This window comes from Klebsiella michiganensis, from assembly GCF_015139575.1.
Taxonomy (GTDB): domain Bacteria; phylum Pseudomonadota; class Gammaproteobacteria; order Enterobacterales; family Enterobacteriaceae; genus Klebsiella; species Klebsiella michiganensis.
The window spans coordinates 4038459-4064517 of the sequence record NZ_AP022547.1; the positions used below are offsets into that span (position 1 = coordinate 4038459).

The window sequence follows — 26059 nt, forward strand, 5'->3', positions numbered from 1 at the left end:
GGAAGGGATTTTTACATAACATTAATCGGGGGGAGCAGGCTCCCCCCGATCTCAGGCATGAGTAATGGGCTTGGAATCATTCAATTTATGAATATTTAGCCGCAATACCGCCAGGCAGCTTTCCAGCTTATCTACGTCGACAGCGATGTAGGACGGGCAGTCATGATGTCCGCTCAGCAGGCACACCGCCGCGGAAGCGACGGCTTCGCCCGCCAGCCGCAGGGCATCCTTTTCCTCCGGCGCAACGACGTGCTGCAGGCGCGGCGCGTGTTGACGCATTTCATGGCACAGTTCAAACAAGTTATCCCGTAGATGGTCGTTTTCGCTGACTGACATATAGCCTTTTGCTTTACGCAGCTGTAAATAAGCATCGAGATCAATGTTGGCATTAATCAGCTTATTCATCAGGTTACGATATAGTCTGTCAACGCTCATCGCGGTTCCTCCTCTGTCGTCCTTTACCACAATCATAATATGGTCATTTTTTGTACAAAACGATGAGGCAGATCAATAATTCTCAGGTCATTAACATCCTTTACAATGTTACAACGAAGCTTAAAATCCCCACCTGCGACATCATCTCCTGAAAGCCAAAAATGTTATACGTTCTCATAAAAGTAAAAATTCCAACCCTGGGATATAAAATCATTTATTGCAGTAATGATCACAAATTAGCGCAATTCACGTTGCCAGAAAATTCCGCCGGGTGTCATATCATCAAATAAAATGTATTACGTATAACATTCAATAAGAACGGCAGGCATATCGATCCTGTTTGTAACCTTTATCTCTATCGCTTGAAGGAACTGAAATGATGACGCCCGGCAAAAGAAACTATATCTTGTTGAGTCTTTTCGATTTCCTCTATCTCTTCGCCTGGTCCTCGACCATGGCGTTCTTTGTGATCTGGACGACTCAGCACCTCGGGATTAGCGCAACGAAAACCGGCCTGCTCTACTCGGTCAACGCCTTTATTGCCCTGCTGATGCAGCCCTTCTTCGGCTTTATTTCCGATAAGTTCGGCCTGAAAAAGCGGCTGATCTGGATCCTGGTCGCCATGCTGCTACCGGTAGGCCCGTTCTTTATTTATTTGTACGCGCCGCTGCTGGTGCACAGCTTCTGGCTGGGTGCGCTGCTTGGCGGAGTATACCTGGGAATAATTTTTAACTCCGGCTGCGGGGTGATTGATTCGTATATTGATAAAATTTCGCGGCGCTACCAGTTCGAATATGGCCGGGTAAGAATGTGGGGATCGTTAGGCTGGGCCGCCGCCGCGTGGATCGTCGGCAAGTATATCGACAGCAATCCGAACCTCGCCTTCTGGCTGGCGAGTATCGCCATTGTGATTGCCGCGCTCTGTTTTATGCTGACCAAAATCGAGCTGACCGAAGCGGAAATGCAGAAAACCAGCGCGCTGAAAGTTTCGCATGCCCTGGAGCTGGCGAAGAACGGCCAGTTCTGGATGCTGCTGGTCTTTACCCTGTTCGTCACGCAAATCTACGACACCTACGATCAGCAGTTTGCCCAGTACTTTTCTCTGCAGTTCCCGACGCCGGAAGAAGGCAATCGCTGGTACGGCATTTTGGCCTCCATTCAGGTATGCGGCGAGACGCTGTTTTTATGCCTGATGCCGTGGTTCGTAAACCGCACCGGCGCGAAATGGGCGCTGATCATCGCCGGACTGATCATGTCGGTGCGTATCGTCGGCTCCGCGATTCCGCTGGGCCCGGTGTGGATCGGCGCGGGCAAAATGATGCATGCGCTGGAAAAACCGCTGATTCTGGTGTCGGTGTTTAAATTTATCGCCGCCAACTTCGACAACAAGCTCTCCTCGACGGTCTACCTGCTGGTGCTGTTCGTCGCCTCCATCGCCACCGCGATTTACTCGCCGCTGGCCGGGTATTTGTACGACACCATCGGCTTCGCGCATACCTATTATATTCTGGGCGGCATTGCCGGGCTGTTTACGCTGATCTCGGTATTTACGCTGCGCGACAATAGAGAACCGACCGCGCCGGGGGCTGCGCCAGGCGCTGGCGTTGCGCAAAGCCATTAATCAAAATTCGCCCGGAAGCCTTTTTCGGGCAAATTAGCGGAAGCTCCACTGCACGCTCATCACAAATATGGCCGGGACGATAATGCCCGTTTCCACGCCGAAATAATCGGTAAAATTGTACTGCAGGCCATGATAAATATAGGGAGAGAAACCGACGCCGGTGATTTTCTTCGCCGTTCGATAGGTGCCTGAATCCCCGCAATCGCGAAAGGCTTTAAAGAAAAACTCGCCGGTATAGGCATAGACGCCCTTGAACGTCCAGCCGCTTGCCCCCGCGTACCAGTCTCTCCTCGCCCCTAAAGAGAGGCAGCGGTCGGCAAAGCTATTCTTCATGGTGCCGGCCAACAGGCTGTACTTTGAATCCGCTGACAGCTTGCGCTCAACGGAAAAAAATTGGTTATTGAATTTTTCGTTATATTGACCGTGATTGCCGGTCATGTGGTAAACAAAGGAACCGGTATTGACCGAATATAACGCCATCTCGTTGGCATAAACGGGCGTCGCGCCAATCATGGCCAGCGCGCAGACGAAACCACCCAACTTTTTAAACATGGGAAACCTGATAAAAATAAAGACTGAAAGCAGCGGCTATTTTACCGCTTCAGGTTAAACCAGATCTAAACCGACTTCCCCGGGTTGCAAGATAAAAGGTGAATAACTCCCTTATTTTGATTAACAATCTGGATAATCATCCCGATAAAAAGAAACACGGACATCGCCAGGCTAACAAGAAAAGGAGTATAAACTTTCCGCCGATCTCTGTAGAATCCCTGCCCTGACCATCCCAATAATTGAACACTTTTTAAGCTATGAGCAATGTCACCCCTCAGCCGAAGATCGGCTTTGTCTCTCTGGGCTGCCCGAAAAACCTCGTGGACTCAGAACGTATCCTGACTGAACTGCGTACCGAAGGATATGACGTGGTTCCCTCCTACGATAACGCTGATATGGTTATCGTTAACACCTGCGGCTTTATCGATAGCGCCGTGCAGGAGTCGCTGGAAGCGATTGGCGAAGCGTTGAAAGAAAACGGCAAAGTGATCGTCACCGGCTGCCTGGGCGCAAAAGAAGATCAGATCCGCGAAGTGCATCCGAAGGTGCTGGAAATTACCGGCCCGCACAGCTATGAACAGGTGCTGGAACACGTCCACCACTACGCGCCGAAGCCTAAACACAACCCGTTCCTCAGCCTGGTGCCGGAACAGGGCGTGAAGCTGACGCCGCGTCATTACGCTTACTTAAAAATTTCCGAAGGCTGCAACCATCGCTGCACCTTCTGCATCATCCCGTCAATGCGCGGCGATCTGGTCAGCCGTCCGATTGGCGAAGTGCTGGCGGAAGCCAAACGCCTGGCCGACGCCGGCGTCAAAGAGCTGCTGGTGATCTCTCAGGACACCTCCGCCTACGGCGTTGATGTCAAACATCGCAGCGGTTTCCACAACGGTATGCCGGTCAAAACCAGTATGGTTAGCCTGTGCGAAGAGCTGGCGAAGCTCGGTATCTGGGTGCGCCTGCACTACGTCTATCCGTACCCGCACGTCGATGATGTGATCCCGCTGATGGCGGAAGGCAAAATTCTGCCCTACCTCGATATTCCGCTGCAGCACGCCAGCCCGCGTATTCTCAAGATGATGAAGCGTCCGGGCTCCGCCGACCGCCAGCTGGCGCGCATCAAGCAGTGGCGCGAAGTCTGCCCGGAACTCACCCTGCGCTCGACCTTTATCGTCGGCTTCCCGGGTGAAACGGAAGACGATTTCCAGATGCTGCTCGACTTCCTGAAAGAAGCCCGCCTCGACCGCGTCGGCTGCTTCAAATACAGCCCGGTTGAAGGCGCGACCGCCAACGAACTGGCGGATCAGGTGCCGGAAGAGGTGAAAGAAGAGCGCTGGAACCGCTTTATGCAGCTGCAGCAGCAGATCTCCGCCGAGCGCCTGCAGGAGAAAGTCGGTCGTGAAATTATGGTGCTGATCGACGAAGTGGATGAAGAAGGGGCAATTGGCCGCAGCATGGCCGATGCGCCGGAAATCGACGGCGCGGTTTACCTGAACGGTGAGAGTAAAGTCAAACCGGGCGACATTGTGCGGGTGAAAGTCGAACACGCCGACGAATACGATCTGTGGGGCAGCCGGATTTAATTCCGCCCGCTTAACCTATCCCGGATGACGGCGCTCGCGCGCCTTATCCGGGCGACAAAACCGCACAGGATTAACGTGCGGTGTGCTTTCCCGGACACCTGTCCGGGCTGCGCAATCCTCGAACGCCTACCCTTTTATCCTCGGATCCAGCGCATCGCGCAGGCCGTCACCCAGCAGGTTAAACGCCAGCACCGTCAGAAAAATCGCGATTGCCGGGAACAGCGCCACGTGCGGCGCCATCACCATATCCGCCCGCGCCTCGTTGAGCATCGCCCCCCACTCCGGCGTCGGCGGCTGCGCGCCAAGCCCCAGAAATGACAGGCTGGCAGCGGAGATAATCGACACCCCGATACGCATCGTAAAGTAGACCACAATCGATGATACCGTTCCGGGTAATATATGATTAAACAGGATGGTAGCATCGCTGGCGCCGATGCTGCGCGCCGACTCAATAAAGGTCTGCTGCTTAAGCACCAGGGTATTGCCGCGCACCAGACGCGCAAAAGCCGGGATCGAAAAGATCGCCACCGCGATGATGACGTTCGACATCCCGCTCCCCATTACCGCCACGACCGCAATTGCCAGCAAAATCCCCGGGAAAGCGAACAGCACGTCGCAGATACGCATAATGATGCGATCCCACCAGCCTTCGTAATACCCGGCCAGTAGCCCAAGTACGGTGCCGATGGCCGCGCCGATGAATACCGCCAGTACCCCGGCGGCCAGCGAGATCTGCGCACCGACCAGCACCCGACTAAAGATATCCCGCCCCAGCGAATCAACGCCGAACCAGTGCATCATTGACGGGCCGTCGTTGAGCCGGTCGTAATCAAAATAGTTTTCCGCGTCGAACGGCGCAATCCACGGCGCCACAATCGCCACCGCAATCAGCAGCAGAACAAATACCCCCGCCCCCATCGCCACCGGCTGACCGCGAAACCGCCGCCAGAACTCGTGCCACGGGGTACGTATCTGCCCGGGTTTAATCCCCGGCATCGCGTTGATAGCCGCTTGTCTTCTCCAGTTGAGCAATCGCACCTTACTTGTACCTGATAGCCGGATTAATGGCGGCATACAGCACGTCCACCACTAAATTAATAAGAATAAACTCCAGAGAAAACAGGAGAACTTCCGCCTGAATCACCGGATAGTCGCGCATCTCCACCGAGTCCACCAGCAGACGCCCGAGGCCTGGCCAGTTAAAGACCTTCTCCACCACGATTGAACCGCCGAGCAAAAAACCGAACTGCAGGCCCATCATGGTGACGACAGGAATCATCGCATTGCGCAGGCCGTGCTTGAGCACCACCAGCGTTTCGCTGACGCCTTTCGCCCGCGCGGTACGCATATAATCTTCATGCAGGACATCGACGAACGAGGCGCGGGTAAAGCGCGCCATCACCGCCGCTACCGCCGCGCCCAGGGTCAGCGAAGGCAGAATATAGTGGCGCCAGCTGTCGGCACCCACCGTCGGCAGCCAGCCCAGCTCAACGGAAAAGACCTGCATCAGCAGCATGCCGAGCGCGAACGCCGGGAACGAGATGCCGGTGACCGCCAGCGCCATTCCCAGGCGATCCGGCCAGCGGTTGCGCCAGACTGCCGCCACGATCCCCGCCGCCATACCGAAGATCACCGCCCAGCTCATGCTGGCGAGCGTTAACCAGAACGTGGGCATGAAACGGCTGGCGATTTCGCTGCTTACCGGGCGACGCGAGGCCATCGAGGTACCGAAATCCCCCTGCACAATATTGCTGATATAGTGCCAGAACTGCACGTGCAGCGGCCGATCGAGCCCCAGCTGCTGGCGCACCATTCCCACCACCTGAGCATCGGCTTCCGGCCCGGCAATCAGCCGCGCCGGGTCCCCAGGCAGCATATGCACGAACAGAAACACCAGCACCGCCACAATCAGCAGCGTGGGGATCAGCCCCAGCAGGCGTTTAATCACATAATTGAGCATGCTTCTCCTTGCGCGAAGTCCCCGCAGCCTGCGCCCGGGGACCCGCAGCTATCTACTTAAGATCCGCCTGTTCAAAGCTAAATCCGGTATCCGGCTGGATATAGAATCCGGTCAGATTTTTACTGTGCGCCGAGACCAGTTTCTCTACCACCAGCGGCACCCACGGCGACTCTTTCCAGATAGTATCCTGCGCGTCTTTATACAGCCGCGTTTTTTCCTGCGCATCGGTGGTTTTCAGCGCGTCGTTGAGATCTTTATCCACCTGGGGATTGCTATAGAAAGCCGTATTGAACAGGGTCGGCGGCCAGTTCTGCGACGCGAACAGCGGCGACAGCGCCCAGTCCGCTTCTCCGGTCGACGCCGACCAGCCGGTATAGAACATGCGTACGCCGCTCTCTTTCTGCCCCTTACCTTCCACTTCCGCCGCGCGCTGGCCCGCATCCATCGCCGTCAGCTGCGCCTTAATGCCCACCTGCGCCAGCTGCTGCTGGGTAAACTGCAGCACTTTCTGCGCCGTACTGTGGTTGTGCGACGACCACAGCGTGGTGCTAAATCCATTCGGATAGCCCGCCTCTTTCAGCAGCTCGCGGGCCTTCGCCGGATCGTACGGCCAGGCGCTGTAGCTTTCAGCGTAGGCAATTGACGGCGGCACCACGCCGGTCGCCGGGGTGGCATAGCCCGCAAAGGCGACTTTTACCAGCGCCTGACGGTTAATGGCGTAGTTAATCGCCTCGCGCACTTTCGGGTTATCAAACGGCTTCTGCGTCACGTTCATGCTGATATAGCGCTGCATAATTGACGGGCTGGCCACCAGCTCCAGCTTGCTGTTTTTCGCCAGCAGCGGCGCCTGCTCGTAAGGGATCGGGAACGCAAACTGCGCTTCGCCGGTCTGCAGCATCGCCGCGCGGGTATTGTTATCCACGACCGGGCGCCAGGTGATGGAGTCCAGCTTCGGCAGCCCCGGCTGCCAGTAACCGGCGAACTTCTTCACTTTAACGAAGTCGGTCTGATTCCAGGTGTCGAGCTGGTACGGGCCGGTGCCAACCGGATGGAAACCAATCTCTTTACCATATTTCTTCAGCGCCGCCGGAGAAATCATCGCCGTCGCCGGGTGGGCCAGGATATTGATAAACGCCGAGAAAGGTTGTTTGAGGGTAATTTTCACCGTTGTCGGGTCAACCGCCTCGGTGCTGGCGATATTTTTATACAGGTTATAGCGCTTGAGATGATTTTCCGGATTGCTGGCGCGATCGAGGTTCGCCTTAACCGCTTCGGCATTAAACTCGGTTCCGTCCTGGAACTTCACCCCCGGATGCAGCTTAATGGTATACACCAGGCCGTCCGGGGAAACGGTATAGCTTTCCGCCAGCACGTTTTGCAATTTCATCTCTTTATCAAGGCCGAACAGCCCCTGATAGAAGGACTTCGCGACGGCCTGCGACAGCGTGTCGTTAGCATCATACGGGTCGAGGGTCGTAAAGTTAGAGCCGACCGCCACCACCACATCTTTTGCGGCAAAGGCCGGAGCCGCTGTCAGCGCCGAAGCGACGCCCAGCGCCAACAGCCATTTGCCTGAAACGCGTTGAGTCATGTTGTTCTCCTGAAATGCTGCATTATTGGTGTCGTTGTTAGCGCGCCAGCACGTCGGCGGCGGGCTCTCTGGCGACAAAGTGCCCCGGTCCCACCTGCTGTAACGGCGTACTGATCCCCTCTTCGCCCCGCTTGAAGATGTTGCCCGGCAGCTCGTCTGAGAGCAGCACGCGCTGCGGACGACGATGCGCAGGATCGGCCACCGGAACGGCGGCCATCAGTTTACGGGTATAGGGGTGCTGCGGGTTTTCAAACACGGCGCGGCGCGGGCCGATCTCGACAATGCGCCCGCGATACATCACCGCCACGCGGTGGCTGATGCGCTCAACCACCGCCATGTCATGGGAGATAAACAGAAATGCGATACCCATCTCACGCTGTAGATCGAGCATCAGATTGATAATTTGCGCGCGAATCGACACATCAAGCGCCGATACCGACTCATCGGCAATCACCACTTTCGGATTGAGCGCCAGCGCGCGGGCAATACAGATGCGCTGCCGCTGGCCGCCGGAAAACTCGTGCGGATAGCGCCACGCATGCTCCGGCTCCAGCCCGACGCGTTCCAGCAGCCAGCTGACCCGCTCACGAGCGGCATCGCCCTCCAGCAGCCGATGCACGCGCAGCGGTTCCATAATCGAATAGCCCACCGTTTGCCGTGGGTCGAGGGAGGCGTAGGGGTCCTGAAAGATAAACTGGATATCGCGGCGCAGCGCCTGAAGCTTACTGCCCGTCAGCGTATCAATCCGCTGGCCGTTGAAGGTGATGCTGCCGCCCTGAGTTTCCACCAGCCGCAGCAGCGCCCGGCCGGTCGTTGATTTACCGCAGCCGGACTCCCCCACCAGGCTCAGGGTTTCGCCGGGCCATAAATCAAAGCTGACCTTTTCGACCGCATGCACCTCGCGGGTAATGCGGTTGAGAATGCCGCTACGCAGCGGGAAGCGCGCCACCAGATCGCGAACTTTCAGGATCGGTTCCCCGGGCACAACGGTGTTCTGCACCTCCGGCGACGGGCTCTGGTTTAACAGCGGGAAGCGGCGCGGCAGCGAAGTGCCGCGCATTGCCCCCAGCCGCGGCACCGCGGCCAGCAGCGCCTGAGTATACGGGTGCTTCGGCGCGCGGAAAATTTCCTCCACGCTGCCGGTTTCCACCGCTTCGCCGCGATACATGACCAGCACGCGGTCGGCGATATCGGCAACCACCCCCATATCGTGGGTAATAAAGATAACGCCCATCGCCATCTCTTTTTGCAGGACGGCGATCAGCTGTAAAATCTGCGCCTGGATAGTCACGTCCAGCGCGGTGGTCGGTTCATCGGCAATCAGCACAGCCGGTCGGCAGGAGAGCGCCATGGCGATCATCACCCGCTGACGCATCCCGCCGGAAAGCTGATGCGGATAGCGCGAGAGCATGGCTTCCGCTTCCGGAATGCGCACCTGATCGAGCATTTTCTTCGCTTCGCGCAGGGCCTCATCATGCTTCAGCCCCTGGTGTAAGCGGATAGATTCGGCAATCTGTTCACCGATGGTGAAGACCGGATTCAGCGAGGTCATCGGCTCCTGGAAGATCATCGCCATATCCGCGCCGCGCACGCCGCGCATCTCGGTTTCAGACTGTTCGCTCAGCTCAATCACCTGCCGGCTGCGACGACGCAGCAGCAGCGCATCGCTGCGCACTTCGCTGACCGCCTGGTCGAGCAGGCGCATCAGCGCCAGGGACGTCACCGACTTCCCGGAGCCGGACTCGCCGACAATCGCCAGCGTCTCGCCGCGCCGCAGGGTAAACGACAGGTCGCGGACGGCGGAAAAAGCCTGCTGCTGCTGCTGATTGAACACGACGTTCAGGCCGCGCACCTGCAGAACATCATCGGCATCGATTTCTTGACTATGCGGCAACGCCCTTTCCTCTTATTCGCGATAAATACCAATCGTGGGCGTATCGCCCGCATAACACCAGGCCCGGTACATGCCTTCGCTATTAAACGGCAGCGCCACGTTGCCTTCTCTGTCGATGGCGATCAGGCCGCCGCTGCCGCCCAGCGCCGGAAGTTTCTCCATCACCACCCTTTCGCAGGCCTCCTGCAGGCTGAGCTGGCTATACTCCATCAGCGCCGAAATATCGTAGGCCGCGAGCGTACGTATAAACACTTCGCCGGTACCGGTACAGGAAACGGCGACGCTGGCGTTATTGGCATAGCAGCCCGCACCCGGCAGCGGGCTGTCGCCGACGCGTCCCGGTAGCTTATTGGACATGCCGCCGGTGGAGGTCGCCGCCGCGAGGTTGCCCGCCAGATCCATCGCGACCGCACCGACGGTGCCCATTTTGTGCCGTTCATCCAGCGGCGCGGCGTGGTGATCGAGCACGATATCGTCCCCCTCCTGCGCCTGACGCAGCTGCAGCAAACGCTCGGGAGTCGAAAACAGGCTGTTATCGACCCGCGCCATACCGCGGGAAGCGGCAAACGCTTCCGCCCCCTCGCCAATCAACAGCACGTGCGGGCTTTGCTCCAGCACCAGCCGCGCCGCCAGCACCGGATTACGTAAATGCTGAACCCCGGCCACGGCCCCCGCCTGTAAGCTGTAACCATCCATCACGCAGGCATCGAGCTCATGGCGGGTATCGCGGGTAAATACGGAGCCAATACCGGCGTTAAATAACGGGCACTCCTCCAGCAGCCGGACCGCTTCGGTTACCGTATCCAGCGCGCTGGCCCCGGCCGCCAGCATTTTTTGTCCACTATCGACAATCGCCGACAGCGCCGCCACGTACTCCCGCTCGCGCGCCGGCGTCATCTGCGCGCGGCTAATCGCCCCGGCCCCGCCGTGAATTGCTATAACCGCCTTACCCATTGCGCCATTCCTTAACGATAAAGTGTATAAATATCATTATCGTGCTGACTGTCCTATACAATTTTTGAATATAGAAAGAGCGGACGGTGATGTAAAGCTTGTCGCCAGATGGGTTATAGCCCGCCTCTCTTTTCTGCCATAATAGGCGTTTTCGATGTTTGCCCGCAGGAGAAACCCATGGATTTTACCGCCGGACTGATGCCGCTCGACACAGCCCTGACCCAGATGCTCACTCGTATTACGCCGCTGAATGCGACGGATACCGTACCGCTGTTGCAGGCCTTTTCGCGCGTGACCGCCCATGATCTCGTTTCGCCGCTTAACGTTCCCGGTTTTGATAACTCGGCGATGGACGGCTACGCCGTGCGCCTGGCGGATCTCACCGACGGCGCAGCGCTGCCGGTGGCCGGCAAGGCCTTCGCCGGTCAACCCTTTGACGGCGTCTGGCCCGCGGGCACCTGTATCCGCATTATGACCGGCGCGCCGGTGCCGGAAGGCTGCGACGCGGTGGTGATGCAGGAGCAGGCCGAACAAACCGATGAGGGTATCCGCTTCCTCGCCCCGGTGAAAAACGGGCAGAATATTCGTCGTCTTGGCGAAGACATCGCCCACGGCGCGGTCGTCTTCCCCGCAGGCACCCGCCTGACCGCCGCCGAGCTGCCGGTCATCGCCTCGCTGGGGATTGCCGAGGTTGAGGTGGTGCGTAAAGTGCGGGTGGCGGTCTTCTCCACCGGCGATGAGCTCCAGCTGCCGGGCCAGCCGCTGGCCGACGGGCAAATTTACGATACCAACCGCCTGGCGGTGCACCTGATGCTGCAGGAGCTGGGCTGCGAGGTCATTAACCTCGGCATTATTCCCGACGACCCGGCTAAACTGCGCGAAGCCTTTATTCAGGCTGACCAGCAGGCCGACGTGGTGATTAGCTCCGGCGGCGTTTCCGTCGGCGAGGCGGACTACACCAAAGCGATCCTCGAAGAGCTGGGGGAAATCGGCTTCTGGAAGCTGGCGATTAAGCCGGGTAAACCTTTCGCTTTCGGCAAGCTCAAGCACAGCTGGTTCTGCGGCCTGCCCGGCAACCCGGTTTCCGCAACGCTGACCTTCTACCAATTGGTTCAGCCGCTGCTGGCGAAGCTGTCCGGCAACGTCGGGCAAGCTCAGCCGATGCGCCTGCGCGTTCGCGCCGCCTCCGGCCTGAAGAAATCGCCGGGCCGCCTCGATTTTCAGCGCGGCGTGCTGCAGCGCGGTCCGGACGGCGAGCTGGTGGTTAGCAGCACCGGTCACCAGGGCTCGCATATCTTCAGTTCATTCAGCCTCGGCAACTGCTTTATCGTTCTCGAACGCGAGCGCGGCAACGTGGAAGCGGGCGAATGGGTGGAAGTCGAGCCGTTTAATCATCTGTTCGGAGGGCTGTAATGGGCGTGGAGCTGAGCGATGCGGAGATGCTGCGCTATAACCGGCAGATTATTCTCCGCGATTTCGATTTTGACGGTCAGGAGCAGCTGAAAGCCTCCCGCGTGCTGGTCGTCGGCCTCGGCGGGCTGGGCTGCGCCGCCGCGCAGTATCTGGCGGCGGCAGGCGTGGGCCAGCTAACCCTGCTCGATTTCGACACCGTCTCGCTCTCCAACCTTCAGCGCCAGACGCTGCACAGCGACGACACCATCGGCCAGCCGAAGGTCGACTCCGCCCGCGCCGCGCTGGCGCGGATTAATCCCCACGTTCAGCTCACGGCGCTCAACGCGCGGTTGGAAGACGAGGCGCTGGCGGCGCAAATCGCCGCCCACGATCTGGTGCTCGACTGTACCGACAACGTCGCGATCCGTAACCAGCTCAACGCCGGATGTTTCCGCCATAAAACGCCGCTGGTCTCCGGCGCGGCGATTCGCATGGAAGGGCAAATCAGCGTCTTTACGTATCAGGAAGATGAACCCTGCTACCGCTGCCTGAGCCGCCTGTTTGGCGAAAACGCCCTCACCTGCGTCGAAGCCGGCGTCATGGCGCCGCTGGTCGGCACCATCGGTTCGCTGCAGGCGATGGAAGCGATTAAGCTGCTGGCCCGCTACGGTAGCCCGGCAACGGGAAAAATCGTCATGTACGACGCCATGCGCTGCCAGTTCCGCGAAATGAGGCTGCCTCGTAACCCTCACTGCGAGGTGTGCGGTACGCCCTGATCCTTTTCCGGCGGCGCTGTCGCCGGATGTTTTGTGACCCGCAGCGGCATTTTAACCTTCATTCTCCTTCCTCTTTCTGCTTGTTGATTTATATCAATACAACTTTCATTCGAAAGTAATTTAATCTTCATATGCAAATAAGCGGGTGAATCATGATCTTCAACATTCAGCGTTATTCAACCCATGACGGCCCGGGGATCCGCACTGTTGTCTTCCTCAAAGGGTGTTCGCTGGGCTGCCGCTGGTGCCAGAATCCGGAAAGCCGCGCCCGCACGGCGGATTTGCTGTATGACGCCCGCCTTTGCCTGGACGGCTGCGACCTCTGCCAGCAGGCTGCGCCGGAGGTGATTACCCGCAAGCTGGACGGTCTGATTATCCACCGCGAAAAGCTCACCGATGCGCATATCGGCAAATTGCGCGACTGCTGCCCGAGCACGGCATTAACCGTGTGCGGCGAAGAGAAAAGCGTCGAAGAGATTATGGCCACGGTGCTGCGCGACAAACCGTTTTACGACCGCAGCGGCGGCGGCGTCACGCTTTCCGGCGGCGAGCCGTTTATGAATCCCGAACTGGCCCGACAGCTGTTTGAGGCCAGCCACAACGCGGGGATCCACACCGCGGTCGAAACCTGCCTGCACGTGCCGTGGAAATACGTCGAACCCGCTTTGCCGTTTATCGACCTGTTTCTCGCCGACCTCAAGCACGTCAACGAAGCGATTTTTCAGCAGTGGACGGACGGCAGCGCCCGCCGGGTGCTGGATAACCTGCAGCGCGTCGCGCAGGCCGGAAAGAAAATCATCATTCGCGTGCCGCTGATCCAGGGCTTTAACGCCAACGAAAGCGATATTGCCGCCATTACCGATTTTGCCGCTGACCGTTTACAGGTTGGCGAGATCCACTTCCTGCCTTACCACACCTTAGGCATGAATAAATACCAATTACTCAGTCAGCCCTATACCGCTCCGGATAAACCGCTTGCTGCACCCGAGCTGCTCGCCTTCGCGCAGCGCTATGCTCAGAGCAAAGGTTTAACGGCGACTCTACGAGGATAACCTTATGACAACGTTGAAACTGGACACTCTGAGCCCGCGCATTCAGGCGCATAAAATGGCGCTGGTGCATATCGTTAAGCCGCCGGTTTGTACCGAGCGCGCCCTGCACTATACCGAAGCCTATCAGCAGCACCTGGATAAGCCGATCCCGGTACGCCGCGCGCTGGCGCTGGCTCATCACCTGGCGGAACGCACGATCTGGATTAAGCACGATGAACTGATCGTCGGCAACCAGGCCAGCGAAGTTCGCGCGGCGCCTATCTTCCCGGAATACACCGTTAGCTGGATCGAAAAAGAGATCGACGACCTCGCCGATCGCCCCGGCGCCGGGTTTGCCGTTAGCGAAGAGAACAAACGCGTGCTCCATGAAGTGTGCCCGTGGTGGCGCGGTCAAACCGTACAGGATCGCTGCTACGGCATGTTTACCGACGAGCAAAAAGCGCTGCTGGCGACCGGCATTATCAAAGCCGAAGGCAATATGACCTCCGGCGACGCTCACCTTGCGGTTAACTATCCGCTGCTGCTGGAAAAAGGCCTCGACGGCATGCGGGCGAAAGTCGCCGAGCGCCGTTCGCGCATTAACCTGACAGTGCTGGAAGATCTGCACGGCGAGCAGTTCCTTAAAGCCATTGATATCGTGCTGGAAGCGGTCAGCGACCACTGTAAGCGCTATGCCGGGCTGGCGCGCAATATGGCCGCGACGGAGAGCCGCGAATCCCGCCGCGACGAGCTGCTGGCGATAGCCGAAAACTGCGATATTATCGCCCACGAGCCACCGAAAACCTTCTGGCAGGCGCTGCAGCTGTGCTATTTCATCCAGCTGATTCTGCAGATCGAATCCAACGGTCACTCGGTCTCTTTCGGCCGTATGGACCAGTATCTCTACCCTTACTATCGCCGCGACGTTGAGCTGGCGCAATCATTGGATCGCGAACACGCCATCGAGCTGCTGCACTGCTGCTGGCTGAAGCTGCTGGAAGTGAACAAAATTCGCTCCGGCTCGCACTCTAAGGCTTCCGCCGGTAGCCCGCTGTACCAGAACGTCACCATCGGCGGCCAGAATCTGGTGGACGGCAACGCGCAGGACGCGGTGAACCCGCTCTCCTACGCCATCCTGGAATCCTGCGGTCGGCTGCGTTCGACTCAACCTAACCTCAGCGTGCGCTATCACGCGGGCATGAGCAACGACTTCCTCGACGCCTGCGTGCAGGTGATCCGCTGCGGCTTCGGCATGCCGGCGTTCAACAACGATGAAATCGTCATCCCGGAATTTATCAAGCTGGGGATTGAGCCGCAGGACGCGTACGACTATGCCGCTATCGGCTGCATCGAAACCGCCGTCGGCGGTAAATGGGGCTATCGCTGCACCGGGATGAGCTTTATCAACTTCGCCCGCGTCATGCTGGCAACCCTGGAAGGCGGCCGCGACGCCACCAGCGGCCAGGTTTTCCTGCCGCAGGAACATGCGCTGTCAAAAGGCAACTTCGACAACTTTGAACAGGTTCTGGCCGACTGGGATACGCAGATCCGCTACTACACGCGCAAATCTATCGAGATTGAGTACGTGGTCGACACCATGCTGGAAGAGAACGTGCACGATATTCTCTGCTCGGCGCTGGTCGATGACTGCATCGAGCGCGCGAAGAGCATCAAGCAGGGCGGCGCGAAGTATGACTGGGTTTCCGGTCTGCAGGTCGGCATCGCTAACCTCGGCAACAGCCTGGCGGCAGTGAAGAAGCTGGTGTTCGATCAGGGCGTTATTGGTCAGCAGGAGCTGGCAAAGGCGCTGGCTGAAGACTTCGAAGGCCTGACCCACGAGCAGCTGCGCCAGCGCTTAATCAACGGCGCGCCGAAATACGGTAACGATGAAGACAGCGTGGATATGCTGCTGGCTCGCGCCTACCAGACCTATATCGACGAGCTGAAGCTGTATCATAACCCGCGCTACGGCCGCGGCCCGATCGGCGGCAACTACTACGCCGGCACCTCGTCCATTTCCGCCAACGTGCCGTTTGGCGCCCAAACGATGGCGACGCCGGATGGCCGTAAAGCGCACTCGCCGCTGGCGGAAGGGGCCAGCCCGGCCTCCGGCACCGACCATCTCGGGCCGACTGCGGTAATCAGCTCGGTGGGCAAACTGCCGACCGGCTCAATCCTCGGCGGCGTACTGCTTAACCAGAAGCTGAACCCGGCCACGCTGGAGAACGAATCCGATAAGCAGAAACTGATGGTGCTGCTGCGCACCTTCTTCGAGGTGCATAAAGGCTGGCATATTCAGTACAACATCGTGTCGCGCGAGACGCTGCTGGAAGCGAAGAAACACCCAGACCAGTATCGTGATTTAGTGGTCCGGGTGGCCGGATACTCGGCGTTCTTTACCGCCCTGTCGCCGGATGCACAGGACGATATTATCGCCCGTACCGAGCATACGCTGTAAGTCACATCCCCCGGCTTGCGCTACGCTTAGCCGGGCTACAGGTTCGAAGCCGTTTGCGGGCCGGTAGCCCGGGTAAGGCGTTTACGCCGCAATCCGGGGTTTTATGCTGCACAGAGGTGAACGCAAACTTTCATTCGAAATAAATTTGTGCTCCCCATCACATTGTAATTAGAATGTTACTGGTCGAAGTTAAGCCAGGAGCATGTGTTATGACCGTTAAAGTTATCGTCACCGATATGGACGGAACTTTTCTCAATGACGCCAAGCAGTATGACCGCTCGCGTTTTCTTGCGCAGTTCGCGCAACTCCAGCAGCAGGGTATTGAATTCGTTGTCGCCAGCGGCAACCAGTACTACCAGCTGATCTCTTTTTTCCCGGAAATCCGCGACCAAATCTCCTTTGTTGCCGAGAACGGCGCGCTGGTTTACGAACGCGGTCAACAGCTGTTCCACGGCGAACTCACCCGTCATGAATCCCAGGTGGTGATTGGCGAACTGCTGAAAGACCCGCAGCTCAACTTCGTCGCCTGCGGCCTCGAGAGCGCTTACGTCAGCGAGCGCGCGCCCGAGGCGTTCGTCACCCTGATGTCAAAGCACTACCATCGCCTGCAGCGCATTAGCAGCTATCATGACATCGACGACACGCTGTTTAAGTTTTCCCTGAACCTGCCGGATAGCGAAATCCCGCAGCTTATCGACAAACTGCACGTCTCGCTGGACGGCATCATGAAGCCGGTCACCAGCGGCTTCGGCTTCGTCGATTTGATTATCCCCGGCCTGCATAAAGCTAACGGCATCAGCCGCCTGCTGAAGCGCTGGAACATCTCGCCGCAGGCCTGCGTAGCCATTGGCGACAGCGCTAACGATACGGAAATGCTCAAGCTGGTGAAATACTCTTTCGCGATGGCCAACGCCGCCGAAAGCATCAAGGCGGTGTCGCGTTTTGCCACCGATGATAACAACCACGACGGCGCGCTGAACGTCATTCAGGCCGTCCTCGACCACACCGCCCCGTTCAACGAGTAACGCCACACCCGGGGTTTACCGCCCCGGCTTCCCGTTTTGTGCACCTCCGCATAATTTTAAACTTGCATTAACTTAATTTTAACTTAAATTATCATATGTAAGATATATTACTTTCGAATGAAAGATGAGAGGTCATTATGGCTGTTACCCATACCTGTGAAACTTTACCCGCCGACCCCAAAGCGGCCATCCGCCGGATTAAACAGGAGCTTCGGGCGCAAATTGGCGACGTGCAGGCGGTGTTCGATCGGCTGACGGCGCGTATCGCCGCGCGTCTGGAAGAGATTGACGCCCTTAAGGCCAGCGGTCAGGACGTCTGGCCGACGCTCCCGTTCGCCGATATTGCCCGGGGCCAGGTCACGGAAGCCCAGCGCGAGCTCATCAAACGTCGCGGCTGCGCCGTTATCAAGGGCCATTTTTCTCGCGAACAGGCGCTGGCGTGGGACAACGCAATGCTCGAGTATCTCGACCGCAACCATTTCGATGACGTTTATAAAGGTCCCGGCGATACCTTTTTCGGGTCGCTGGAAGCTTCGCGCCCGGAAATCTATCCGATTTACTGGTCCCAGGCGCAGATGCAGGCGCGACAGAGCGATGAAATGGCCGCCGTGCAGTCGTTCCTCAACCGTCTGTGGACCTTTAACCGCGACGGCAAGCAGTGGTTCGACCCGGACGTAAGCGTCATTTACCCGGACCGCATTCGCCGCCGCCCGCCGGGAACCACCTCGAAAGGACTGGGGGCGCATACCGATTCCGGCGCCCTGGAGCGCTGGCTGCTGCCGGCCTATCAGAAAGTGTTTGCCGACGTGTTTAACGGCAACATTGATGCTTACGACCCGTGGGACGCGGCACACCGCACCGAAGTCGAAGAGTATACGGTCGACAACACCACCAAATGCTCGGTGTTCCGCACCTTCCAGGGGTGGACCGCGCTCTCCGATATGATCCCCGATCAGGGCCTGCTGCACGTGGTGCCGATCCCGGAAGCGATGGCTTACGTGCTGCTGCGTCCGCTGCTCGATGATGTCCCGGAAGATGAGCTGTGCGGCGTCGCGCCGGGCAAGGTGCTGCCGATTTCGGAAAAATGGCACCCGCTGCTGATCAAAGCCTTAAGCTCTATTCCGGCGCTGAATGCGGGCGATTCGGTATGGTGGCACTGCGACGTGATCCACTCGGTCGCGCCGGTGGAAAATCAGCAGGGCTGGGGCAACGTGATGTATATTCCCGCCGCGCCAATGTGCGAGAAAAACCTCGCCTACGCGCAGAAGGTCAAAGCGGCGCTGGCGCGCGGCGCTTCGCCGGGAGATTTCCCCCGCGAGGATTATGAAAGCGACTGGGAAGGCCGCTTTACGCTGGATGACTTAAATATCCACGGTAAGCGCGCGTTGGGGATGGCGAATTAATCATCATATAGCCCCTTCGCTTCAACGGCGGTACGGCGGTTACCGGCGCGTATCCGCCGTACCGAATCGCGTACTGCCAGCGTCCCATGCAGGAGTAACGCGCCGTGCGGCGCATCGGGACGGATCAGTCTCTGCTGTAATAAATGTACCGCTTCGGCCCCTAATTCATCGCGTGGGACGTGGACGGCGGTTAGCGGTACATCCTGGATCGCCGCCAGGTTAAAGCCGTCGATGCTCATGACGGAAACATCCTGCGGGACGCGCAAACCGCGTTTTTGTAATGCGGCGATCGTGCCTGCCGCCATAAAATCACCGCCCACCAGAAATGCCGTCGGCAGCGGGCCATCGCCGCGCTGATCCAGCCACTCCCCGACTTTTTCCTCGGTATCCCTGGCGCTGAAGTTGGCCACAGCGAGTAAATCCCTGCCGTCAACGAAACGGAGATTACGCGCCCGCCACGCCTGCTTAATGCCCAGCAGACGCAGCTCCATGGTATAGCGGCGCAGGCACATCACGTTCATGATCGCCTGATGCCCCATCTCAAATAGATACCGGGCGGCGAACTGGCCGATCAGCCGATGATCCGGCGCCACGGAGGGTAAACGCATTCCCGCGTCGTGGCAGTTAATCATCACGCAGGGCTTCGCCAGATCGGCCGCCAGATCGTGAATATGCGGATCGTCGATACCCAGTAAAATCGCGGCCTGGGTCGATGCTTCATGCATGCGCTGCAAAAACAAATTGGCATCGCTGTCGTTCTCTTCCAGCGCGCAATAGCGCAGGTGTACCTCATGCGGCATAAGGGCGCTATTGATGCTTTGAATCACACGATAGTAGTAAATATCCGTGCGTTCATCGAAAGCGCGCTGAGGGGCAAAGACCACCAGATTATTGAGCAGCATTCGCCCGGCGGCGATACCCTCCATCACGCCCAGCTCGCGGGCGCACTCCAGTACCCTCTGGCGAGCCCTGGCGCTGGTATTCGCTTTCCCCGCCAGCACCCGCGATACCGTGCTCACCGACAGCCCGGTACGCGCCGCGATTTCGCTCACTTTCAGCTTTTTGTCCATTTTGTGATCGCGCTCTACTTTGCTCATGAAAAAATTTTCATATTGAGAATGTGAATATTTTTAAGCGATTTGGCGATGTCATACTGCGATCTGGATCGTCCCATGAAAATATTTGCAGAATTGTCGCTATTGCCCGCTCGCATTCTCCCTTAGCCTTAATTGGTCCAACACCTTTGAGATTAGTCAACCAATAGTGTCGAGACATCAACCTTAACAAACAACGAAATAGAAAATTTTAGCGACAACTCAGCAAGCGGGTTGGTCAATTTTCCCTACTACATGTCTCGTGGAGAGTTCTATGAGCCAAGGCCTCAATAATGATATGGCGGTCAGTAAATCGCGCCGCATAGTGAAGAACCTGCGCTGGTGGATGCTGGTGCTGTTTTTACTCGGCGTCACCGTTAACTACATCACGCGTAATTCGTTGGGGATTATCGCCCCGGAACTAAAAACCTCCCTGGGTATTACCACTGAACAGTACTCATGGATAGTCGGCGCTTTTCAGCTGGCGTACACCATTTTCCAGCCGCTCTGCGGCTGGCTTATCGACGTTATTGGCCTCAAGCTCGGCTTTATGATCTGCGCCACCCTGTGGGCCATCGCCTGCATCGCCCATGCCGGGGCGGGGAGCTGGCTGCACCTGGCGATTCTGCGCTTTTTCATGGGCGGCGCTGAGGCGGCGGCGACGCCAGCCAACGCCAAAACGCTGGGTGAGTGGTTTCCAAAATCCGAGCGGCCGATCGCGGCAGGCTGGGCGGGCGTCGGCTTCTCCGTGGGCGCCATGCTGGCGCCGCCGATTATCTACTTCGCACACGCTTCGTTCGGCTGGCAGGGGGCATTCATGTTCACCGGCGCGCTGGCGCTGCTGTGGGTCGTGCTGTGGTGGGCGTTCTATCATAACCCGGAAAAACACCCTAACCTCGGTAAAGCTGAGCTGGCGCTGATCCAGCAGGACAATGAAGCGCCACCGGTCAAACTGCCCTTCTTTACCGCGCTGAAAACCGTATCGAAAAACAAGCGCTTCTACGGTATCGCCATTCCGGCCTTTATGGCTGAGCCTGCCTGGGCGGTGCTGAGCTTCTGGGTACCGCTCTACCTGGCGAAAGAGCACGGCATGGATTTAAAACAAATCGCCATGTTTGCCTGGCTGCCGTTTCTGGCGGCCGACCTCGGCAGCGTCGCCAGCGGCTATCTGACCAAACTATATACCCGCTGGTTCGGCTGTTCGCGGGTGAACTCGGTGGTCGCCAGCTCCGTCACCGGCGCCTTCCTGATGATTTCGCTCGCCACCGTGGCGATCACCCGCGATCCCTATATCACCATCGTGCTGATTTCGATAGGCGGCTTCGGCCACCAGATCATCTCCTGCATGCTCAGCGCGCTGGTGGTGGAGTCGTTCGATAAAGGACAGATGGCGACCGTGAACGGGATGCGCGGCTCCGCCGCCTGGATCGCCAGCTTTCTGTTCTCGCTGTTGATTGGCGTCACCGCCGACAAAATCGGCTTCAACCCGCTATTTATCGCCATGGGGTTCTTTGACCTGATTGGCGCGGTATTCCTGGTGGCATTTATTGCTGAACGTCGCGCAAAACGCGCCTGAGAGTGGATGTAAAAAATGAAGACTTTGAAAAACTGGACTTTGCACCAACGGCTGGACCACCACGTTGAGCTGATCGTAGACGGCCAGCACACCCTGTGTCTGTACGTGCTGGAAGAGAATATGTTCCGCGTGCTGCTAAAGCGGCACGGCCAGCTGGCGCTGGATCGCACCTGGAGTATCGCTCCCCAGCAGGACGTGCCTTGGGAAGGGCGCCCGCGCGAAGATTTGAGCGGCTTTAGCCTCCCCGCCTGGCAGCTCACGGAGCATAGCGATACCCTGAGCATCGCCACCGACCAGCTGCGCGTCACCGTCCACCAGCCGCTGTGGCTGGAATGGAGCTATCGCGATGAGGCCGGCGAGTGGCAGCCGCTGGTTAACGACCGCCCCACCAGCGCCTACCTGGCGAATGCGCACGGCGACGGCGTTGCCCACTACCTGAGCCGACGCAAAGACGAACGCTTCTACGGTCTGGGCGAAAAAGCCGGCGATCTGCAGCGTAACGGGAAGCGCTATGAGATGCGTAACCTCGACGCCATGGGCTATAACGCGGCGAGCACCGACCCGCTGTACAAACATATTCCGTTTACCATCGCGCAGCGTAGCGATGTCAGCTACGGTCTGTTTTACGACAACCTGAGCAGCTGCTGGCTGGATCTCGGCAACGAAATCGATAATTACCATACCGCCTATCGCCGCTGGCAGGCGGAAGCCGGCGACATCGATTACTATCTTTTTTCCGGCAAACGGGTACTGGATATCACCAAAGCATTCGTACGCCTGACCGGCAAAACGCTGTTCGGACCGAAATGGAGTCTCGGCTACAGCGGTTCGACGATGCACTACACCGACGCGCCGGATGCGCAAAACCAGCTGATGAACTTCATCCGCCTGTGTGATGAACACGCCATACCGTGCGATTCGTTCCAGCTCTCTTCCGGCTATACCTCGATTGACGGCAAGCGCTACGTCTTTAACTGGAACAACGACAAGGTGCCGCAGCCGAAGGTGATGAGCCAGGCCTTCCACGATGCCGGACTGAAGCTCGCCGCCAATATTAAGCCCTGCCTGCTGCAGGACCATCCGCGCTATAACGAGGTCGCGGAGCGCGGGCTTTTTATCCGCGATTCACAGGCGGATGCTCCCGAGCGCTCCAGCTTCTGGGATGACGAAGGGTCGCACCTTGACTTTACCAACCCGCAGACCGTCGCCTGGTGGCAGGAAGGCGTGACAACCCAGCTGCTGGAGATGGGTATCGACTCCACGTGGAACGATAATAACGAGTATGAAGTCTGGGACGGCGAAGCCCGCTGTTACGGGTTTGGCGAGGAAATTGCCATTAAACATATTCGCCCGGTCATGCCGCTGCTGATGATGCGCGCGTCGCTGGAGGCTCAGCAGCGCTTTGCGCCGCACAAACGACCGTACCTGATCTCTCGCTCCGGCTGCGCCGGGATGCAGCGCTACGTCCAGACCTGGAGCGGCGATAACCGTACCAACTGGGATACGCTGCGCTATAACACCCGCATGGGGCTGGGAATGAGCCTCTCCGGGCTGTTCAACGTCGGACACGATGTTGGCGGCTTCTCTGGCGATAAACCGGACCCGGAGCTGTTCGTGCGCTGGGTACAAAACGGCGTTATGCATCCGCGCTTTACCATTCACTCGTGGAATGACGACCAGACGGTCAACGAAGCCTGGATGTACCCGGAAGTCACGCCGGCTATCCGTTCAGCCATTGAGCTGCGCTATCGTCTGCTGCCGTACCTCTATACGCTGCTGTGGCAGGCTCACGCCGACGATGAACCGATGCTGCGTCCGACCTTCCTCGATCACGAACACGATCCGCGGACGTTTGCCGAATGCGACGACTTCCTGCTGGGTCGCGATCTGCTGGTCGCCAGCGTCGTCGAACCCGGCGCGCGTCAGCGCCGCGTCTGGCTGCCGGCCAATCAGGACGGCTGGTACGACTTTGATAGCCACCAGTGGTTCGCGGGAGGCCAGTGGATCGTCCTTGATGCGCCGCTGGAAAAACTGCCGCTGCTGGTTCGCGCCGGAGCAGGCCTGCCGCTGAGCGAGCGTATCCGCCACGTCGATGCGCAAAAAGACGATTGCCGCGAGCTGAAGCTGTTCCCGCTGAAGGGCGTGGGGACCCGTTGCGGCCTGCTGTTTGAAGATGATGGCGAAAGCTGGAGCTACCAGAATGGCCATGCGCTGTGGGTAGAATGGGAAATGGTTTGCGATAGCGCCAGCATCAACCTGAAGGTGAACGCGCGCGGCGATTATCGTCCGGCGTGGAAAGCGCTGAAGGTGTCGTTGCCGGCGGGGGAAAAACGCAGGCTGCTGGTGAACGGTGAAGAAAGGAGCGAGTGGCGGGTGTAGTGCGGATAAGGCGCAGCAGCGCCTTTGGGAAATTCAGCCACTCTGCGCTATGCTCCCGGGGGCGGCGCTTAACGCGCCTTGCCCGGGCTACAGGTTCATCGCCGTCTGCGGGCCGGTAGCCCGGACAGATGCGCAGCATCGCCTCCGGGGAGTTCAGCCACGCTGCGCACCGCTCCCGGGCGCGGCGCTTGACGCGCCTTGCCCGGGCTACAGGTTCACCGCCGTCTGTGGGCCGGTAGCCCGGACAGATGCGCAGCATCGCCTCCGGGGAATTCAGCCACGCTGCGCTCTGCTCCCGGGGGCGGCGCTTAACGCGCCTTGCCCGGGCTACAGGTTCACCGCCGTCTGTGGGCCGGTAGCCGGACAGATGCGCAGCATCGCCTCCGGGGAATTCAGCCACGCTGCGCTCTGCTCCCGGGGGCGGCGCTTAACGCGCCTTGCCCGGGCTACAGGTTCACCGCTGTCTGTGGGCCGGTAGCCCGGACAGATGCGCAGCATCGCCTCCGGGGAATTCAGCCACGCTGCGCTCTGCTCCCGGGGGCGGCGCTTAACGCGCCTTGCCCGGGCTACAGGTTCACCGCCGTCTGCGGGCCGGTAGCCCGGATAAGGCGCAGCAGCGCCGCAATCCGGGACAGACAACAGCAATATTATTCGATACCTTTGCTGCGCAGATAATCTTCGTAGTTACCGGTGAAGTCCACAACGCGCTCCGGCGTAATTTCAATCACTCGGGTCGCCAGCGAGCTCACAAACTCACGGTCGTGGGAAACAAAGATCAGGGTGCCCTGATACATCTCCAGCGCCATGTTCAGCGATTCGATCGATTCCATATCCAGGTGGTTGGTTGGTTCATCCATCACCAGGATATTCGGTTTTTGCATCATCAGCTTACCGAAAAGCATGCGGCCTTTTTCGCCACCGGAGAGCACTTTCGCCGGCTTCTTGATATCGTCCTGACTGAACAGCAGACGACCCAGGATGCTGCGCACCGCCTGCTCATCATCGCTTTCCTGTTTCCACTGGCTCATCCACTCGAATACCGTCAGATCGTTTTCAAACTCATATTCATGATCCTGCGCGTAGTAGCCAATCTGCGCGTTCTCAGACCATTTAACGGTACCGTTATCGGGCGTCAGATCGCCGACCAGGGTTTTCAGCATCGTGGATTTACCCACGCCGTTGGCGCCCAGAATGGCAAGCTTCTCCCCCACTTCCAGCAGCAGATTGACGTTTTTAAACAGCGGGCCGTTATCAAAGCCTTTCGCCAGCGCTTCCACTTCCAGGGCGTTACGGAACAGCTTCTTATCCTGCTCAAAGCGAATGAACGGGTTCTGACGGCTGGACGCTTTCACTTCGTCCAGCTTAATTTTGTCAATCTGACGGGCGCGCGAGGTCGCCTGGCGAGATTTAGAGGCGTTGGCGCTAAAGCGGCTGACGAATGATTGCAGGTCAGCAATCTGCGCTTTTTTCTTGGCGTTGTCCGCCAGCAGACGTTCGCGCGCCTGGGTCGCCGCGGTCATGTACTCATCGTAGTTGCCCGGGTAAACGCGCAGCTCGCCGTAATCCAGATCCGCCATGTGGGTACAGACCATATTCAGGAAGTGACGGTCGTGCGAAATGATGATCATGGTGCTGTCGCGATCGTTGAGGGTCTGCTCCAGCCAGCGGATGGTGTCGATGTCCAGGTTGTTCGTCGGTTCATCAAGCAGCAGAATGTCCGGGTTAGAGAACAGCGCCTGCGCCAGCAGCACGCGCAGCTTCCAGCCGGGAGCGACTTCGCTCATCGGGCCGTAATGCTGTTCAACCGGGATGCCGACGCCGAGCAGCAGTTCGCCGGCGCGCGCTTCAGCGGAGTAACCGTCCATCTCGCCGTACAGCACTTCCAGGTCAGCCACTTTGTAGCCATCTTCTTCGCTCATCTCCGCCAGGGAGTAGATACGATCGCGCTCCTGCTTCACTTCCCACAGCTCGCCGTGGCCCATAATGACCGTATCCAGCACGCTGAACTCTTCAAACGCAAACTGATCCTGACGCAGCTTACCGATACGCTCGTTCGGATCGAGGGAGACGTTGCCCAGCGTCGGCTCAAGATCGCCGCCGAGGATCTTCATAAAGGTGGATTTGCCGCTACCGTTGGCGCCAATCAGGCCGTAACGGTTGCCGCCGCCAAATTTGACGGAAATATTTTCGAACAGCGGCTTACTGCCGAACTGCATGGTGACGTTGCTGGATACTAGCACGGGGTTATCCTGAAAATAGAGAATGAGAAGTGTGATGAACCAGACATTATGCCAGCAAATGCTTCACTTTTCACGGGGCGTTATAAAATCATCAA

The 26059-nt window shown here is 58.4% G+C and carries 19 protein-coding genes; 10 read left to right on the forward strand and 9 right to left on the reverse strand.

The features are described 5' to 3' along the window. Window positions 1-51: 51 nt before the first annotated feature. Window positions 52-435, reverse strand: coding sequence for a biofilm formation regulator BssR (gene bssR, locus JLG71_RS19050; protein ID WP_004849210.1), 384 nt, complete (start codon window positions 433-435; stop codon window positions 52-54). A gap of 379 nt (window positions 436-814) precedes the next feature. Between bssR and JLG71_RS19055 the strand changes: the two genes are divergently transcribed. Further along, window positions 815-2056 (forward strand): oligosaccharide MFS transporter, encoded by a 1242-nt coding sequence (locus JLG71_RS19055; protein WP_200914322.1) that lies wholly within the window; start codon window positions 815-817, stop codon window positions 2054-2056. A gap of 33 nt (window positions 2057-2089) precedes the next feature. Here JLG71_RS19055 and JLG71_RS19060 read toward each other — a convergent pair whose 3' ends face one another. Continuing rightward, entirely contained in the window at window positions 2090-2569 is a 480-nt protein-coding gene (locus JLG71_RS19060) for a hypothetical protein (RefSeq protein ID WP_161506334.1), read from the reverse strand. 296 nt (window positions 2570-2865) lie between these two features. Between JLG71_RS19060 and rimO the strand changes: the two genes are divergently transcribed. After that, window positions 2866-4191, forward strand: coding sequence for a 30S ribosomal protein S12 methylthiotransferase RimO (gene rimO / locus JLG71_RS19065; RefSeq protein ID WP_049079950.1), 1326 nt, complete (start codon window positions 2866-2868; stop codon window positions 4189-4191). Between the two features lie 126 nt (window positions 4192-4317). On the opposite strand, the gene gsiD is transcribed toward rimO, so the two are convergent. Genes gsiD through iaaA form a run of 5 tightly spaced genes read right to left on the reverse strand, consistent with a single transcriptional unit; the run spans window position 4318 to window position 10590 of the window. Next, on the reverse strand, window positions 4318-5229 hold the full coding sequence (gene gsiD / locus JLG71_RS19070; protein ID WP_009653837.1) for a glutathione ABC transporter permease GsiD: 912 nt from the start codon (window positions 5227-5229) through the stop codon (window positions 4318-4320). A gap of 1 nt (window position 5230) precedes the next feature. Next, window positions 5231-6151, reverse strand: coding sequence for a glutathione ABC transporter permease GsiC (gsiC, locus tag JLG71_RS19075; protein WP_009653824.1), 921 nt, complete (start codon window positions 6149-6151; stop codon window positions 5231-5233). Window positions 6152-6203: 52 nt separating this feature from the next. After that, the gene (gsiB, locus tag JLG71_RS19080) at window positions 6204-7742 is read right to left on the reverse strand and encodes a glutathione ABC transporter substrate-binding protein GsiB (RefSeq protein WP_004849160.1); all 1539 of its coding nucleotides are present in this window, start codon (window positions 7740-7742) and stop codon (window positions 6204-6206) included. A 37-nt stretch (window positions 7743-7779) separates the two neighbouring features. Beyond that, complete coding sequence (gene gsiA, locus JLG71_RS19085; protein WP_200913757.1) at window positions 7780-9636, reverse strand: glutathione ABC transporter ATP-binding protein GsiA; 1857 nt, start codon at window positions 9634-9636, stop codon at window positions 7780-7782. Window positions 9637-9648: 12 nt separating this feature from the next. Continuing rightward, window positions 9649-10590 (reverse strand): beta-aspartyl-peptidase, encoded by a 942-nt coding sequence (iaaA, locus tag JLG71_RS19090; RefSeq protein ID WP_200913758.1) that lies wholly within the window; start codon window positions 10588-10590, stop codon window positions 9649-9651. 177 nt (window positions 10591-10767) lie between these two features. Between iaaA and moeA the strand changes: the two genes are divergently transcribed. The 6 genes from moeA to JLG71_RS19120 all read left to right on the forward strand — a co-directional run bounded on the left by moeA (window position 10768) and on the right by JLG71_RS19120 (window position 18675). After that, window positions 10768-12003, forward strand: a complete 1236-nt coding sequence (gene moeA, locus JLG71_RS19095; protein WP_200913759.1) for a molybdopterin molybdotransferase MoeA — start codon at window positions 10768-10770, stop codon at window positions 12001-12003. Next, complete coding sequence (gene moeB, locus JLG71_RS19100; protein ID WP_032748868.1) at window positions 12003-12758, forward strand: molybdopterin-synthase adenylyltransferase MoeB; 756 nt, start codon at window positions 12003-12005, stop codon at window positions 12756-12758. The genes moeA and moeB overlap by 1 nt, the downstream gene beginning before the upstream one ends. 152 nt (window positions 12759-12910) lie before the next feature. Then, window positions 12911-13810: a glycyl-radical enzyme activating protein gene (locus JLG71_RS19105; protein WP_032748867.1), complete on the forward strand. Its 900-nt coding sequence runs from the start codon at window positions 12911-12913 to the stop codon at window positions 13808-13810. Window positions 13811-13814: 4 nt separating this feature from the next. Beyond that, window positions 13815-16247, forward strand: a complete 2433-nt coding sequence (locus JLG71_RS19110; protein WP_048261117.1) for a formate C-acetyltransferase/glycerol dehydratase family glycyl radical enzyme — start codon at window positions 13815-13817, stop codon at window positions 16245-16247. A 209-nt stretch (window positions 16248-16456) separates the two neighbouring features. Continuing rightward, complete coding sequence (locus tag JLG71_RS19115) at window positions 16457-17272, forward strand: Cof-type HAD-IIB family hydrolase (RefSeq protein WP_032718688.1); 816 nt, start codon at window positions 16457-16459, stop codon at window positions 17270-17272. Between the two features lie 137 nt (window positions 17273-17409). Next, window positions 17410-18675 carry a DUF1479 domain-containing protein gene (locus tag JLG71_RS19120; RefSeq protein ID WP_122117306.1) on the forward strand — a complete coding sequence of 422 codons (1266 nt, stop codon included), beginning with the start codon at window positions 17410-17412 and terminating at the stop codon, window positions 18673-18675. On the opposite strand, the gene JLG71_RS19125 is transcribed toward JLG71_RS19120, so the two are convergent. Then, window positions 18672-19772, reverse strand: a complete 1101-nt coding sequence (locus JLG71_RS19125) for a LacI family DNA-binding transcriptional regulator (RefSeq protein WP_162934446.1) — start codon at window positions 19770-19772, stop codon at window positions 18672-18674. The two genes, JLG71_RS19120 and JLG71_RS19125, sit on opposite strands and share 4 nt — an antisense overlap. Window positions 19773-20043: 271 nt before the next feature. Between JLG71_RS19125 and JLG71_RS19130 the strand changes: the two genes are divergently transcribed. Both JLG71_RS19130 and JLG71_RS19135 read left to right on the forward strand, forming a co-directional pair. Then, on the forward strand, window positions 20044-21345 hold the full coding sequence (locus tag JLG71_RS19130) for an MFS transporter (RefSeq protein ID WP_004849139.1): 1302 nt from the start codon (window positions 20044-20046) through the stop codon (window positions 21343-21345). 15 nt (window positions 21346-21360) lie between these two features. Next, window positions 21361-23724 carry a glycoside hydrolase family 31 protein gene (locus JLG71_RS19135; RefSeq protein WP_048261121.1) on the forward strand — a complete coding sequence of 788 codons (2364 nt, stop codon included), beginning with the start codon at window positions 21361-21363 and terminating at the stop codon, window positions 23722-23724. 647 nt (window positions 23725-24371) lie between these two features. On the opposite strand, the gene JLG71_RS19140 is transcribed toward JLG71_RS19135, so the two are convergent. After that, window positions 24372-25964, reverse strand: a complete 1593-nt coding sequence (locus tag JLG71_RS19140) for an ABC-F family ATPase (protein WP_004849135.1) — start codon at window positions 25962-25964, stop codon at window positions 24372-24374. Window positions 25965-26059 lie beyond the last annotated feature (95 nt).